This is a genomic window from Bifidobacterium tibiigranuli (assembly GCF_009371885.1).
GTDB classification, from domain to species: Bacteria; Actinomycetota; Actinomycetes; order Actinomycetales; family Bifidobacteriaceae; genus Bifidobacterium; species Bifidobacterium tibiigranuli.
The window spans coordinates 25,729-38,042 of the sequence record NZ_QLZA01000011.1 but is presented as its reverse complement, the minus strand read 5'-3'; the positions used below and the strand labels follow the sequence as shown (position 1 = coordinate 38,042).

Below are 12,314 nucleotides of genomic sequence, written 5' to 3'. Positions count from 1 at the left end.
TCCGCGACTTCGCTACATTAGAAGCCATGAGCATGGCAGACTGGCAACAACTGAGCACACGTATCGGCAATGTGGCGCCAAGCGCCACCCTGGCGGTGGATTCCAAGGCCAAGGCGATGAAGGCCGCCGGGCTGGATGTCATCGGCTTCGGTGCGGGCGAGCCGAACTTCCCGACCCCCGATTACATCGTCGACGCTGCAGCAGACGCCTGCCGTGACCCGCGCAACCATCGCTACACGCCGACGGCCGGCCTGCCCGAGCTGCGTCAGGCCATAGCCGACAAGACCCTGCGCGATTCCGGCTACGCCGTCGACCCTGCGCAGGTCGTGGTCACCAACGGCGGCAAGCAGGCCGTGTACGAGACGTTCCAGGTGCTGCTCGATGACGGCGATGAGGTCATCATCCCCGCGCCGTACTGGACGAGCTACCCCGAGGCGGTCAAACTCGCCGGCGGCGTGCCGGTCGAGGTCTTCGCCGGAGCGGAGCGCGGCTTCGAACCGGATATCGACGCCATCGAGCAGGCCCGCACCGCCAAAACCAAGGCCATTGTGGTCAACACGCCGTCGAACCCCACCGGAGCGGTGTGGAGCAAGGACACCATCACCGCAATCGGCAAGTGGGCGCTTGAGCACCATATCTGGGTCATTTCGGACGAGATCTACGAGCATCTGCATTATGACGACGCCAGCGTGTCGTACATCGGCGCGTGCGTCCCCGAGCTGCGCGACCAGCTGCTGGTGCTCAACGGCGTGGCGAAAACCTACGCCATGACCGGCTGGCGCGTCGGCTGGATGGTCGCGCCTGCCCCCGTGGCCAAAGCGGTTTCGACCCTGCAGGGCCATCTGAGCTCGAACGTCTCGAACGTCTCGCAGCGTGCGGCGCTGGCCGCCGTGGGCGGGCCGCTGGACGCAGTGGCGACGATGCGCGCCGCCTTCGATGTGCGCCGCAAGGCCATCGTCGCAGCGCTGAACGCCGTTGACGGCATTATCTGCCCGACTCCCACGGGCGCCTTCTACGCCTTCGCCAATGTGCAGGCGCTGCTCGGCCGCCCTGTCGGCCCCGAAGGCACCGTGTGCACGACTTCCGCCGACTTCGCCGCCGCACTGCTCGATCAGGCGCATGTCGCCGCCGTGCCCGGCGAGGCATTCGGAGCACCGGGCTATCTGCGCTTCTCGTATGCGCTGGCAGACGACCAGCTCGCCGAAGGCATGAGGCGGCTGGCTGCCTGGGTGGGGTGAGTCGGCTGTGCTGCCTGTTAACGGTTCAGTAGGATTGCCGGCAACACGACTTGGTACTCCATTGGACGAAATCTAGGGTGTTCGCTAGTATGGCTACTTGGCAGTTTTGCCATGCGCCACGCTTTGCGTGCGGCAGCGGCAAACACCATAGGGAAGTGGCGCAATTGGTAGCGCAACGGTCTCCAAAACCGTAGGTTGTGGGTTCGAGTCCCGCCTTCCCTGCCAGTACTCGAAGCAATATCAGCCAAGCGAAGGATGGAAATGGCGAAGGCACACGAAACGGAACAGGCCGTGAAGCCAAATGTTTTCATGCGCATCGGCTTGTTCATCAAGCAGATCATCGATGAGCTTCGCAAGGTCGTAAGCCCTACGAGCAAGGAGTTGCTCGGCTGGTCATTCGCCGTCTTCGTCTTCGTGCTGTTCCTGATGCTTATCGTTACCGGCATGGATCTGGGGCTTGGCAAGCTCGCCCTGAAGATCTTCGGCTGAGCTCGAGCGAATCTAAGGTGAATGACGCATGAATGATGAATTGAACTTCGACAGCCTCGACGCGCTGCCCGATATCCCCGAAGACAATGCCCAGGATGCTGCGGCCACTCCGGCCGCACAGGACGCCAAATCGCAGGCTGCGGACGGTGCTGACGCTGCGACCTCGACTAACGAGAACGACGCCGACGCTGCCGTAGCGAACGACACTGTTGTAGACAATACTGTTGTGGACGACACTGCTGCTGACGGTGTCGCTGACGCTGATGACGCTGACGCTGATGAAGGTGCCGCTGACGAAGGTGATGCCGAGGGTGATGCCGCGCAATCCAACGCAGAAGACGCCGAGCAGCCCGATGACGCGGGCAGCAAGGCCGTCAAGGAGTTCTCGAAGAGCCTGCGCACGCTCGACGGCAAATGGTATGTGCTGCATACCTACTCCGGTTACGAGAAGCGCGTGAAGACTAACGTCGAATCCCGTGTGCAGAGCTTCGGGCTGGAAGACAAGATCTTCCAGATCGAAGTGCCCATGGAAGAGGTCGAGAAGCATACCGACAAGGGCAAGAAGATTATCACGCGCATGCGTGTGCCCGGCTACGTGCTCATCCGCATGTGGCCTGACGAGAACGCCCGCCGTATCGTGCGCGAGACCGAAGGCGTTACCGGATTCGTCGGCCCGACCAAGGAGCCGGCACCGCTCAGCCGCAAGGAAGTCGTGCGCATGATGGCCCCGATGATCGCCTCCGAGGCGCTCAAGGAAGCTGGCGACAAGCCCGCCGCAGCCAAGAAGCGCACGGTCGAGGTCTCCTACGCGATCGGCGATCAGGTCACCGTCACCGATGGGCCGTTCGCCACGATGGCAGCCGTCGTCTCCGACGTCGAGCCCACCACGCAGAAGCTCACGGTGCTCGTCTCCATCTTCGGCCGCGATACGCCGGTCGAACTCGGCTTCGAACAGGTCGAGAAGCTGGACTGAGTCCGCTCGCTGCCCGTTACCCTTCTAACTTCGTCGACACGCCCGGATTGGGCTACACAAGTAGGCTCATAGTTTTTTTGACTGCTGCAATTCCGCCAGTCAGAAAAGCTATCCCACAACCTGTGAAGCTTAATCCGGGCGTGTCGCATAGTCAATGAAAAAATTTTCGGCTGCGTATGCCGAACATGCCAGCTGCGCACACGGCACGACACCGATGTTCCGTTGTCGTAGCTGCTCCGTGACTGCCTCGTGCCTGCACATCACAAAAGACGGTCAGCGCAGACTGGGGCAAACGCATACAGGCATACGCAGCCACATGCAGCCTTACGCAGCTCACGCAATCGCAAAGTACAGCGCACATAAAACCGCACATCGAACCGTGTTCGACTGGCCTGTTGCCGCCGCGCAGCAGGCCGCAGAACAGTCAAACGAGTTTGAAGAGCGCCGCGCAAAAGCCTACGATGATGTGCTATTAGCGTAACCGGTGACAACGAATGTCTGATTGCGCTGAAGATGAATCATTGTTCAAAGAGGAAAGAAGGCGGTGGCATGGTAGAACTTGCTGCTGGGGAATCGGCGATACGCCTGTCGTTAGGCTGGGTCGACTGGCTGATTCTCGCTATTTATTTCGCTATGATCGTCTGGATTGGATACTCGATTCACAGGCAGCAGAAATCCAGTGAGGACTTCCTGCTCGCCGGGCGTTCTGCGCGGCCAATCTCGGTGCCACTGAGATTCTGGGCATGGCCGCGAACGGCGCGCAGATCGGCATGCCGACCATTCATTACTACCTGATCGGCGCAGTGCCCGGCATGGTGTTCCTCGGCATTTTCATGATGCCGTTCTACTACGGCTCCGGCGTGCGCTCGGTGCCCGAGTTCATGAACCAGCGCTTCGGCAAAGGCTCACACCTCATCGTCTCGCTGTGCTTCGCGGTCTCCACGATTCTGCAGTCCGGCATCAACCTGTACGCCATGGCCCTGATTTTGCAGGCCATGCTGGGATGGAGCCAGTGGACCGCCATCATCGTGTCCGCCGTGTTCGTGCTCAGCTACATCACGCTGGGCGGGCTGACCTCCGCTATCTACAACGAGGTCATGCAGTTCTTCGTCATCGTCGCGGCGCTGATCTCCGTCACCGTCATCGGTCTGCACCGCGTCGGCGGCTGGTCGGGCCTGCAGACCAAGCTCGGCGGCTCCGGCGGCCTGATGCATGCATGGGTCGGCACTGGCATCGGCAACGTCACCAACCCCGTGGGCGGCGACTGGTTCTCCATCATCATGGGCCTGGGCTTCGTGCTCGGCTTCGGCTACTGGACCACGAACTTCACCGAGGTGCAGCGCGCCTTCGCCGCGAAGAGCATGACCGCCTCGCGCATGACGCCGATCGTGGGCGCCATCCCGAAGATGTTCATCTGGATGATTATCGTCATCCCCGGGCTCATCGCCGCAGCCACCGTCGGCAACCTGTTCGCCGGCCCCCATCCCGTGCTGCAATACAACGAAGCCATACCCTACCTGTTCAAGCAGTACCTGCCCAGCGGCGTGCTCGGCATCGCCGTCACCGGCATGATGGCGTCGTTCATGGCCGGCATGGCCGCGAACATCTCGTCCTTCAACACCGTGTTCACCTACGATTTGTGGCTGAATTACGTCAAGCCGGGCCAGAAGGACAAGTACTATCTCAACACGGGCCGCATCATCACCGTCATCGGCGTGTTCGTCTCCGTGTTCACCGCGTGGATCGCCAGCCAGTTCGGCAATATCATGACGTATCTGCAGACCCTGTTCAGCTTCTTCAACGCCCCGCTGTTCGCCGTGTTCATCCTCGGCCTGGTGTGGAAGCGCGTCTCCAACAAGGCCGGCACCATCGGCTATATCTGCGGCATCATCGCGCCGCTGATCACGTATATTCTCTATCTGCGCTCCGTGGCCGCAGGCAACCCGATCTTCGGCTCTCCCACCGCCGAGACCTGGTATGGCGCGATCTTCTCCTGCCTGGCTACATGGATCGTGGCCGCGGCCATCACGCCCTTCACCAAGGCCAAGACGGATAAGGAGCTCGAAGGCCTCACCTTCGCCAGCGGCGGCTTGAAGTACTTCCGGGCAGCCAAGGCCGAGGAGCTCGAAGACGCCAAGCGCGCGGCGAAGGCCGCCGGAAAGGATCTGACCAAGGTGAAGGTCCCGTGGTACAAGAAGCCAGCGGTGCTCGGCGGCGTCATCTTCGTGGTCGGCCTCGCGTTCTACATCCCGTTCTTCTAAGACATGAATCCGCAGACATGAGTCCTCATAGACACGCGAGAGCAATATTAAGGAGCGTATGCAATGACTGATGAAGTCCAAAATCAATCCCAACCCCAGGCGGATAAGGAGATGCTGACCCAGGAGCAGAAGGATCAGGCCGTCAAGTCCGCACGCAACAACGATCTGCGCCGCCTGATCGGCGTGCTGTTCACGATCTACGGCGTAATCGTCACCGCAGTCGGCATCTTCCAGCCCGGCGCTGACGTCGCCAAGACCGGCGGCATCGCCATCAACCTGTGGACCGGCATCGCCATGCTGGTGATAGGCATCGGATTCCTGCTGTGGAACCACCTGCGCCCGCTGCCGGCCGAGGACATCATCGCCTCCGCCGAAGCGTCCGCCCGCAAAGCGGCCGTCGAGCATGAAGGCACGCCGCAGTAGTCGGGGAGTTTCATCCGATCGAATGCGGTGATGTGCAGACACGCCCGGATTCAGATACACAAGTAGGCTGATAGCTTTTTTGACTGTTGCAATTCCGCCAGTCAGAAAAGCTATCCCACAACCTGTGAAGCTTAATCCGGGCGTGTCGCATGGGGGGGGGTGCAACGCCTCAGGACGTTCCTCCCTTGTCGCGCCGATGCAGCATAATAGGAAGGCTTGTGTCTGGCGAGGAAACCTGCTGGCGCAAACAAGCACATGACAAGTTGCGGGAGGGAACCGCGCGAGTCGGATGGCCTGTGCTGACGCTGGGCGCACTTCGGTGCGTGAATGGCGCGACAACAGCCTGACGGCATGCGGGCGGTGACCGCAGGTACCGCTTCATAGAAAGAAGAACCACATACCATGGCTCCTAAAAAGAAAGTCTCGGCGCTGATCAAGCTGCAGATCGAGGCAGGCAAGGCCAATCCGGCCCCGCCGCTCGGCCCGGCTCTGGGCTCGCACGGCGTGAACATCATGGACTTCTGCAAGGCGTACAACGCCGCCACGCAGGACAAGATGGGCCAGGTCGTCCCGGTCGAGATCACCGTATTCGAGGATCGCTCCTTCACCTTCGTGCTCAAGACCCCGCCGGCCGCAGCTCTGCTGCTCAAGGCCGCAGGCATCCCGAAGGGCACCGAGAATCCGCTGACGCACAAGGTCGGTTCGGTCACCAAGGCTCAGGTTCGCGAGATCGCTGAGACCAAGATGGCTGATCTTTCCGCTCGTGACGTTGAAGCCGGCATGAAGATCATCGAGGGCACTGCGCGCTCGATGGGCATCACGGTTTCGGACTGAGAGGAGAGGACTGATGACCAAGCATTCCAAGAAGTACCGCGAGGCCTCTGAGAAGGTCGATCGCAACAATCTGTACACCGCTTCCGAGGCTATCGCGCTCATCAAGAGCATGCCGAAGCGCGGTTTCGATGAGACCATCGAGGCCGTGTACTGCCTGAACGTCGATCCGCGCAAGGCGGACCAGCTCGTTCGCGGCGTGGTCAACCTGCCTAACGGCACCGGCAAGACCGCGCGCGTCGCGGTGTTCGCCCGTGGCCCGAAGGCCAGCGAGGCCACCGAGGCCGGCGCTGACATCGTCGGCGACGACGATCTCGTGGCGAAGGTCCAGGAAGGCTTCCTCGACTTCGACGCCGTCGTGGCTACCCCGGACATGATGGGCAAGGTCGGCCGCTTGGGCCGCGTGCTCGGCCCCCGTGGCCTCATGCCGAACCCGAAGACCGGCACCGTGACGATGGACGTGGCCAAGGCCGTGTCCGACATCAAGGGCGGCAAGATCGAGTTCCGCGTGGACAAGAACGGCAACCTCTCGTTCATCATCGGCAAGACGTCGTTCGATGAGAGCGCGTTGGAGGAGAACTTCAAGGTTGTGGCCGATGAGATCAAGCGTCTCAAGCCCTCCACCCTGAAGGGCCGCTACCTCACCAAGGCAACGATCAGCTCCACCATGAGCCCCGGCATCCCGCTGGATGTCGCCACTCTAGCCTGATTGCTCGGCTGAGACTAATCACCGAAGGCCCGCGTCGCAATGGCGTGGGCCTTCGTCGTATCCGGTCGGCTTAGACGCTGCGCTGTGATGCTGTAACTATGACGCTGCACTAAATGGGATGCTGCCCTAATGGGCGTCGCGGATGCGGCCCAATGCGATGGCCGTCTGCAAGACATAGGATTCGCGCGGGTTGGTGGCATCCCAGCCGGTGGTTTCAGCCGCCCGCTTGAGCCGGTAACGCACGGTGTTGGGGTGCACATTGAGCTCGCGAGCCGTGGCATCGAGGGAGCCGCCGGACTGGATGAACGCGGAGACGGTGCTCAGCGTCGGGTCGTCGGCATTGTCGCTGAGCAGGCTGTGGTACACGGCCGTATACAGTTCGTTTCTGGCGTCGCTATCTCCGATGAGCGCCCGTTCGGGCAGCACGTCGTCGGCCCGCATGGGCCGGGGGAGCGGGTGCACGGCAGGGGCGGAACGCAGCGCATTGAGCACGCCGTTCACGGCCTTGGCAGCGCCTGAGGCATTCTTTCTGACCGGCCCCAGGCAGACCGGCTGCTTGTCGCTGAATGCGCTGAGCGCCGCCGTGCAGGTCACTTCGGGGGTTGCGGCTCCGCGCACCTCCACCAAGGCCACGCACCACGATTCGTGCCGCCCGATGAGGCAGCTGCTTCCGCCGAGATCGCGCACGGCTTTGGCTATCGTGCTTCGACTATCGTGATAGGAGGCTTTGGGCGTGCCCGCGATGGCGAAGCAGGCGAAGGAGCCCGGCCAGCCGAGCACGCGCAGCAGCGATTCGACGCGCGCGTCGCTCAGACCATGCAGCAGCGATTCGAAGGCTATGGATTCGAGCCGGGTCTGCGCCTCGTCGCTCAGTGCCCAGAAAGCTTCGTGCTGCGAATCATCGTTGGCGGGGTCGGCAGTGTCGGTAGGGTCGGCAGCGCTGTCTGCTGGATTGCCTGACGCAGGAATTCGAGCGATTCCCAAGGCTTCGAGGAAGTCGGCATCGACGGATATGCCTTCGCTGGCATCGCCCCGCTCGTCTGTCTCGTCTCCTAGTTCGGTGTCGCTCATGCTTCCAGCTTAGTCGACCGTACTAGCAGGGGATAGGCGCGGTCCGAATTCGTCAGCATCCGGCACCTCGCGGCCATGCTGCGCCTGCTCCTGGGACCCTGTCCGAGACCCCGCTTGCGACTCGCGCCAGAAGGTCAGCGCGAGAAAGCCGAACACGAAGGCAAGAGGAAGCATATGGCGCTCAAAATTGTTGGCGGGGGCGTCAATCAGCACTCCCATGAGCAGCAGCAGCGGCATATGCCATACCAGCGTGCGCCACCGGCGCAGCACCACTTCGGCCGCGCCGATCAGCAGTGTCAGCACCACATAGAGATTGCCATGCGTGACCCATCCCAGCACGGGCATATCGCTCCAACTCCGGGCATTATGCACCACCGCCTGCCGCCATCCGGGCTGCCAGTAGCGTATCCAGGTCGACCATTGCATCACGTAGCTGCTGGTGACGTAGTAGTCCATCGCAACGTACGGCCGATCGGCCACATCGAAATAGCCGTAGCATTTCGCGAGGAAGGCATCGAGCGTGACGCGCGGATTCGCCGCGACGATGCGCAGCCAGGCCCGATTGAAGTTCGTCATATCCGTCTCGGTGACGGTGCGCCAGCGGTAGCTGACCTTCTTCGACTGGATGCCCGAGGATTTCACCGGATCCGTGTCATACGGGGTATAGGCGGCGGCCATCTGATCGAGATTGAAGACCGGGGCCAGCTCGTCTCGCGCCTGCTGGGGAATCGAGCCGGGGTCGAGCTTGGCGACCCGCGCGATCTGCTGCAATTGGACGCCGCGCGATTCGATCGGATCGCCGGGAATGACCGCGCCGCTGGACGTCAGGAAGGTCAGCGCGCCGTGCACCAGCAGCACCGGCAGGATAAGCGCGACGGCATACGTCTTCCACCGCTTGCGGTCGGCGATGAGCAGCAGCACGATTTCGAGCACCAGTATGTACCAGGCGTATTTGGCCGAAATAAGCATGATAATCGAGGAAACCGCAAACGCGACCAGTGTGCAGTTGCGCGGGCGTGCCGCGCCTTGCCCGTGGCGTTGCGCCGTATGCTCCGAGGTCATATGCAGCTCGTACCCCGCGCCGAACCACCAGACGAAGGCGAAGGCGAACACTGGCGATTTGGTCAGCGATATCGTAGAGAACAGCACCAGCGGGCAGCACAGGAAGAACAGCAGCATCGCCGTCCGCACGCCTGCACCCGCACGTGCAGGCGTAGGTATAGGCACAGACGTAATCGAATGCGCGGAGTGCTTGGCAGCCTCCATCCCGTATTCGGGATGGGCGAAATCGCGCGGGCGGAAACGCTCTGGCAGTGATGTGACGAGTGCAGGTATCCGGGCACTATCCCGCAGCCAAGGCAGGTTGAGGAAGCGGTCCAGCGCGGACGTGCAGCAGAATGCCGCGAACAGGAGCTGCACGGCGGACAGGGCCACCAGACCCCAGTCGTTGGAGCCGGTGAGTGCGCGTGAGATGGCCGTCGTGCCCCCGTAGAACACCGTGAGCACGATGTTGTGCTGATCGGTCAGGTAGGTGGGGTGCATGGGCCACAGGTAATGCGCGGTCGGATAGATGTCCATCGGCACGAAGGAGAAGAAGCCGATGTAAGGCTGATCCAGACCGGTCCACTGGTTGTAGGCCCAGCTGAATTCGCGGATCTGCGAGCGGATGTCCGCGCCGAACGCGGAGAGCAGCGTCACCGGCACCCATAGCCAGCCGATGAGCAGAATCAGCGCGATTTTCCACCACCGGTCCGTGGCTTTGACCAACAGCCGGGCTGCGGCGTGCATCGCGCGGGCGGCGATTCGGCTCGGCGTGGAATGTGCGGCGCGGGCCACCCAGCGTGGTCGGGAGAATCGGATTGACAGCGTCTTGTGCGATGCCCGTCGCAGCTTGTCGGGCAGCATACCGCGCAATGACTCGCCATTGCCGAACCGCACGAGCATGACGATCAGCGTGCCATATATCGCAAAGGAAAGCACACCGAACACGGCGTTAATCCAGGAAAATTGTGCGAGGCCATCCCCGTCGAACCAGTACAGCGGGCCGATTGCCGTGCACAGGCTCAGCCACAGGCACGCGGCGATGGCCAAGGCCCAGCGCGCTGCGGCGGCTATGCGCAAGCTGCGGGCGCGGGGCGCGGCACCGGTTCTCCGATTGCCGTGGGTACGAGGCGACGATGCGACGGGTATCCCGTGCTGTGGCTCATGGGCGTGCAGCCGGGTTGATGAAGCATCGGTCATGTGATGGATTCTACCGTGGGCTTGCGAACGGCGGGCCGTCCGAACGACGCTGCGCGATGCTTCGCGATGTGTCAGGGGTGCTGGTCCGCGCCGAGTTGGCTACGCCGCCAGTGATAATTCCCTATGATTCGCGTGCCTTCCTGCGCATGGCGCGGATTTACGCATTATTGTTGAACTATGATGACCTTATTGCAAGCCGCAACGCCGCAGATGCCGAAGACCGCCGAAGCTGCCGATCTTCTCGTCACGCGCGCGACGGTGGATTCCACGAATTCCGTAGCCCGGCACCTGATCGACGAAGGGCAGCTCATGCTTAGGCGCGACGGGCGCATCACAATCATGGCGGTCGCCGCGGATATGCAGACCAACGGCCACGGGCGCTTGGGCCGCGAGTGGATGAATGTCCCCGGAGAGTCCTTCACCGTGTCCTTCGCCACGGCGCTGCCGCGCGCGCTCGCAACTGATGGGAGCGTGAACGGCTGGATTCAGATGACCGCCGGGCTGGCCAGCCTTGACGCGCTGCGCAGTGCTCTCGAAGAGGTCGGCTCCCAAAGTATCCAGCCTGATTGCCAGTTTTCGCTCAAATGGCCCAATGACGTGTTCTGCCACGGTCTGAAACTCGGCGGAATCCTATGCGAACTCGTGCCGCTGCCGCAGGATGGCAGCGCGGACGCTCGCGATTATATCGGCGTGATATTCGGCATCGGCCTCAACCTCGCCGTGCGGGCCGAGCGCCTGCCCACAACCGATTCGACCTCGTTGCAGATGCATCGCAAAGGCCTGTCTGACGCGCCGATTATGCGCGACCTGATTGCCGCAGGAATCGTGCGCTCGCTGCGCGCGCGCCTGCAGCTGTTGGTTGACGATACGCCGACGCAATGCGCGGCGCTGCTCGAAGAGATGCGCGCGGAATGCTGGACGCTGGGCAAGCAAGTCAGGGCGCGACTCGCCGCCGGCGGCGTCGTCTCCGGCACGGCTATCGCCCTGAACCCAGATGCCTCGCTCAGCGTCCGCGATGACGCCGGGGAGGTGCACATCGTCCGCACCGGCGACGTGGGTGTATTAAGCGCCTAAGCATACGTATGCGTAGCCTTTTGTACGCTAACTCGAAGCTAGCGTACAAAAGGCTACGCATTTGACCTTCAAAACGTTACATTATGTACGGTAGGTTCACGCCGATATGTGAATCCAATCAGAACAGCTTGGCTAGGCCGGAGACGGCCAGCGAGGCGACGAGCGCCTTGATGAGGTCGCCGAGCACGAAGCCCATGGAAGCCATGGCCACGACGCCCAGCGGCACGCCGGTCACCGCCGACTGGATGAGGAAGCCGAAGGCGTACACCACGACGATGCAGCCGACGATCAGCGCCAGCATGTAGCGCGCCGCAGTGCGCGCATAGCCAGCGAATCCGTTGGTGTCGGCCTTGCCCTTGAGCAGCGCCGCGATGACTACGCCGGGCAGGAATCCAATGAGGAAGCCGGCGCTGGGGCCGACCAGAGCCATAGTCGAAGTGCCGCCGGCGAAGACCGGAGCGCCCAAGGCACCTGCCACGAGATACGCGCTCACTGCTCCTGCCGCCTCTTTCCAGTTTAGGGTCAGCGCGGCCAGCATCACGACGAAGGTCTGCAGCGTGATCGGCACAGGCGTGCCGGGAATCGGAATCGCGCCAGCGGCGGATGCGGCCCACAGCAGCAGGGCGAACATGCCGGATTTCAGCAGGGAATACCCGAACCGGCGGGATGATGATAATGCGATGGTGTTTCGTGCTTGCATGGGTCCTCCTGGATCTCTTGCCCGCGTGTGAAGCAGGACAATGGGTTGCACTGTCATATTGCACTGATGTCATATTGCACTGATGTGCCGCACTGATTACGTGCTGCACTGTCGATACCGGAAGCGTCAATTGCCTCCCGGCACCAGTCGCCCAGCGTAGCCAGTTCGACGGCGACTGTCCTTGGGCGCAAGCTACAAAAGTCGGTCGCTCCTTTTGTGCGAATGCGCGGACGCCAGGTCTGTGGCTGATACCGCAGCGGGGTATGGATATCGTTGCGATACCAAGCTATGGCACCAGTGTTAC

General features: G+C 62.1%; 12 protein-coding genes and 1 tRNA gene. 10 read left to right on the top strand and 3 right to left on the bottom strand.

The window, feature by feature from the left end:
- Positions 1-32: 32 nt before the first annotated feature.
- From DDF78_RS09905 to rplA, 9 genes are all read left to right on the top strand, one after another.
- A complete protein-coding gene (locus DDF78_RS09905) occupies positions 33-1,238 on the top strand; it encodes a pyridoxal phosphate-dependent aminotransferase (RefSeq protein ID WP_152581625.1) in 1,206 nt (401 codons plus the stop codon).
- A gap of 149 nt (positions 1,239-1,387) precedes the next feature.
- A tRNA-Trp gene (locus DDF78_RS09900) sits at positions 1,388-1,463 on the top strand.
- 36 nt (positions 1,464-1,499) lie between these two features.
- Entirely contained in the window at positions 1,500-1,727 is a 228-nt protein-coding gene (secE, locus tag DDF78_RS09895) for a preprotein translocase subunit SecE (protein WP_152581570.1), read from the top strand.
- Positions 1,728-1,755: 28 nt separating this feature from the next.
- Positions 1,756-2,700 (top strand): transcription termination/antitermination protein NusG, encoded by a 945-nt coding sequence (gene nusG, locus DDF78_RS09890; RefSeq protein WP_152581569.1) that lies wholly within the window; start codon positions 1,756-1,758, stop codon positions 2,698-2,700.
- 549 nt (positions 2,701-3,249) lie between these two features.
- A complete protein-coding gene (locus DDF78_RS12145; protein ID WP_237564645.1) occupies positions 3,250-3,495 on the top strand; it encodes a hypothetical protein in 246 nt (81 codons plus the stop codon).
- Complete coding sequence (locus tag DDF78_RS09885; RefSeq protein ID WP_237564644.1) at positions 3,444-4,961, top strand: sodium:solute symporter family transporter; 1,518 nt, start codon at positions 3,444-3,446, stop codon at positions 4,959-4,961. Before DDF78_RS12145 ends, DDF78_RS09885 begins: the two co-directional genes overlap by 52 nt.
- A gap of 63 nt (positions 4,962-5,024) precedes the next feature.
- On the top strand, positions 5,025-5,384 hold the full coding sequence (locus DDF78_RS09880; RefSeq protein ID WP_152581568.1) for a hypothetical protein: 360 nt from the start codon (positions 5,025-5,027) through the stop codon (positions 5,382-5,384).
- 402 nt (positions 5,385-5,786) lie between these two features.
- Complete coding sequence (gene rplK, locus DDF78_RS09875; RefSeq protein WP_152581567.1) at positions 5,787-6,218, top strand: 50S ribosomal protein L11; 432 nt, start codon at positions 5,787-5,789, stop codon at positions 6,216-6,218.
- A gap of 13 nt (positions 6,219-6,231) precedes the next feature.
- On the top strand, positions 6,232-6,924 hold the full coding sequence (gene rplA / locus DDF78_RS09870; protein WP_152581566.1) for a 50S ribosomal protein L1: 693 nt from the start codon (positions 6,232-6,234) through the stop codon (positions 6,922-6,924).
- A 126-nt stretch (positions 6,925-7,050) separates the two neighbouring features.
- Here rplA and DDF78_RS09865 read toward each other — a convergent pair whose 3' ends face one another.
- On the bottom strand, positions 7,051-7,995 hold the full coding sequence (locus tag DDF78_RS09865; RefSeq protein ID WP_152581565.1) for a PucR family transcriptional regulator: 945 nt from the start codon (positions 7,993-7,995) through the stop codon (positions 7,051-7,053).
- A gap of 9 nt (positions 7,996-8,004) precedes the next feature.
- A complete protein-coding gene (locus DDF78_RS09860; RefSeq protein ID WP_237564643.1) occupies positions 8,005-10,236 on the bottom strand; it encodes a DUF6020 family protein in 2,232 nt (743 codons plus the stop codon).
- A gap of 177 nt (positions 10,237-10,413) precedes the next feature.
- On the opposite strand from DDF78_RS09860, the gene DDF78_RS09855 reads away from it, so the two are divergent.
- Positions 10,414-11,310, top strand: coding sequence for a biotin--[acetyl-CoA-carboxylase] ligase (locus DDF78_RS09855; protein WP_152581564.1), 897 nt, complete (start codon positions 10,414-10,416; stop codon positions 11,308-11,310).
- Between the two features lie 118 nt (positions 11,311-11,428).
- On the opposite strand, the gene DDF78_RS09850 is transcribed toward DDF78_RS09855, so the two are convergent.
- The gene (locus tag DDF78_RS09850; RefSeq protein WP_152581563.1) at positions 11,429-12,010 is read right to left on the bottom strand and encodes a biotin transporter BioY; all 582 of its coding nucleotides are present in this window, start codon (positions 12,008-12,010) and stop codon (positions 11,429-11,431) included.
- Positions 12,011-12,314: the final 304 nt, after the last annotated feature.

What these genes read in the sequence shown, in the direction of transcription:
- DDF78_RS09905 (WP_152581625.1), top strand. Translation starts at nt 33, where the DNA reads ATGGCAGACTGGCAACAACTGAGCACACGTATCGGCAATGTGGCGCCA.
- secE (WP_152581570.1), top strand. Translation starts at nt 1,500, where the DNA reads ATGGCGAAGGCACACGAAACGGAACAGGCCGTGAAGCCAAATGTTTTC.
- nusG (WP_152581569.1), top strand. Translation starts at nt 1,756, where the DNA reads ATGAATGATGAATTGAACTTCGACAGCCTCGACGCGCTGCCCGATATC.
- DDF78_RS12145 (WP_237564645.1), top strand. Translation starts at nt 3,250, where the DNA reads ATGGTAGAACTTGCTGCTGGGGAATCGGCGATACGCCTGTCGTTAGGC.
- DDF78_RS09885 (WP_237564644.1), top strand. Translation starts at nt 3,444, where the DNA reads ATGGCCGCGAACGGCGCGCAGATCGGCATGCCGACCATTCATTACTAC.
- DDF78_RS09880 (WP_152581568.1), top strand. Translation starts at nt 5,025, where the DNA reads ATGACTGATGAAGTCCAAAATCAATCCCAACCCCAGGCGGATAAGGAG.
- rplK (WP_152581567.1), top strand. Translation starts at nt 5,787, where the DNA reads ATGGCTCCTAAAAAGAAAGTCTCGGCGCTGATCAAGCTGCAGATCGAG.
- rplA (WP_152581566.1), top strand. Translation starts at nt 6,232, where the DNA reads ATGACCAAGCATTCCAAGAAGTACCGCGAGGCCTCTGAGAAGGTCGAT.
- DDF78_RS09865 (WP_152581565.1), bottom strand. Translation starts at nt 7,995, where the DNA reads ATGAGCGACACCGAACTAGGAGACGAGACAGACGAGCGGGGCGATGCC.
- DDF78_RS09860 (WP_237564643.1), bottom strand. Translation starts at nt 10,236, where the DNA reads ATGACCGATGCTTCATCAACCCGGCTGCACGCCCATGAGCCACAGCAC.
- DDF78_RS09855 (WP_152581564.1), top strand. Translation starts at nt 10,414, where the DNA reads ATGATGACCTTATTGCAAGCCGCAACGCCGCAGATGCCGAAGACCGCC.
- DDF78_RS09850 (WP_152581563.1), bottom strand. Translation starts at nt 12,010, where the DNA reads ATGCAAGCACGAAACACCATCGCATTATCATCATCCCGCCGGTTCGGG.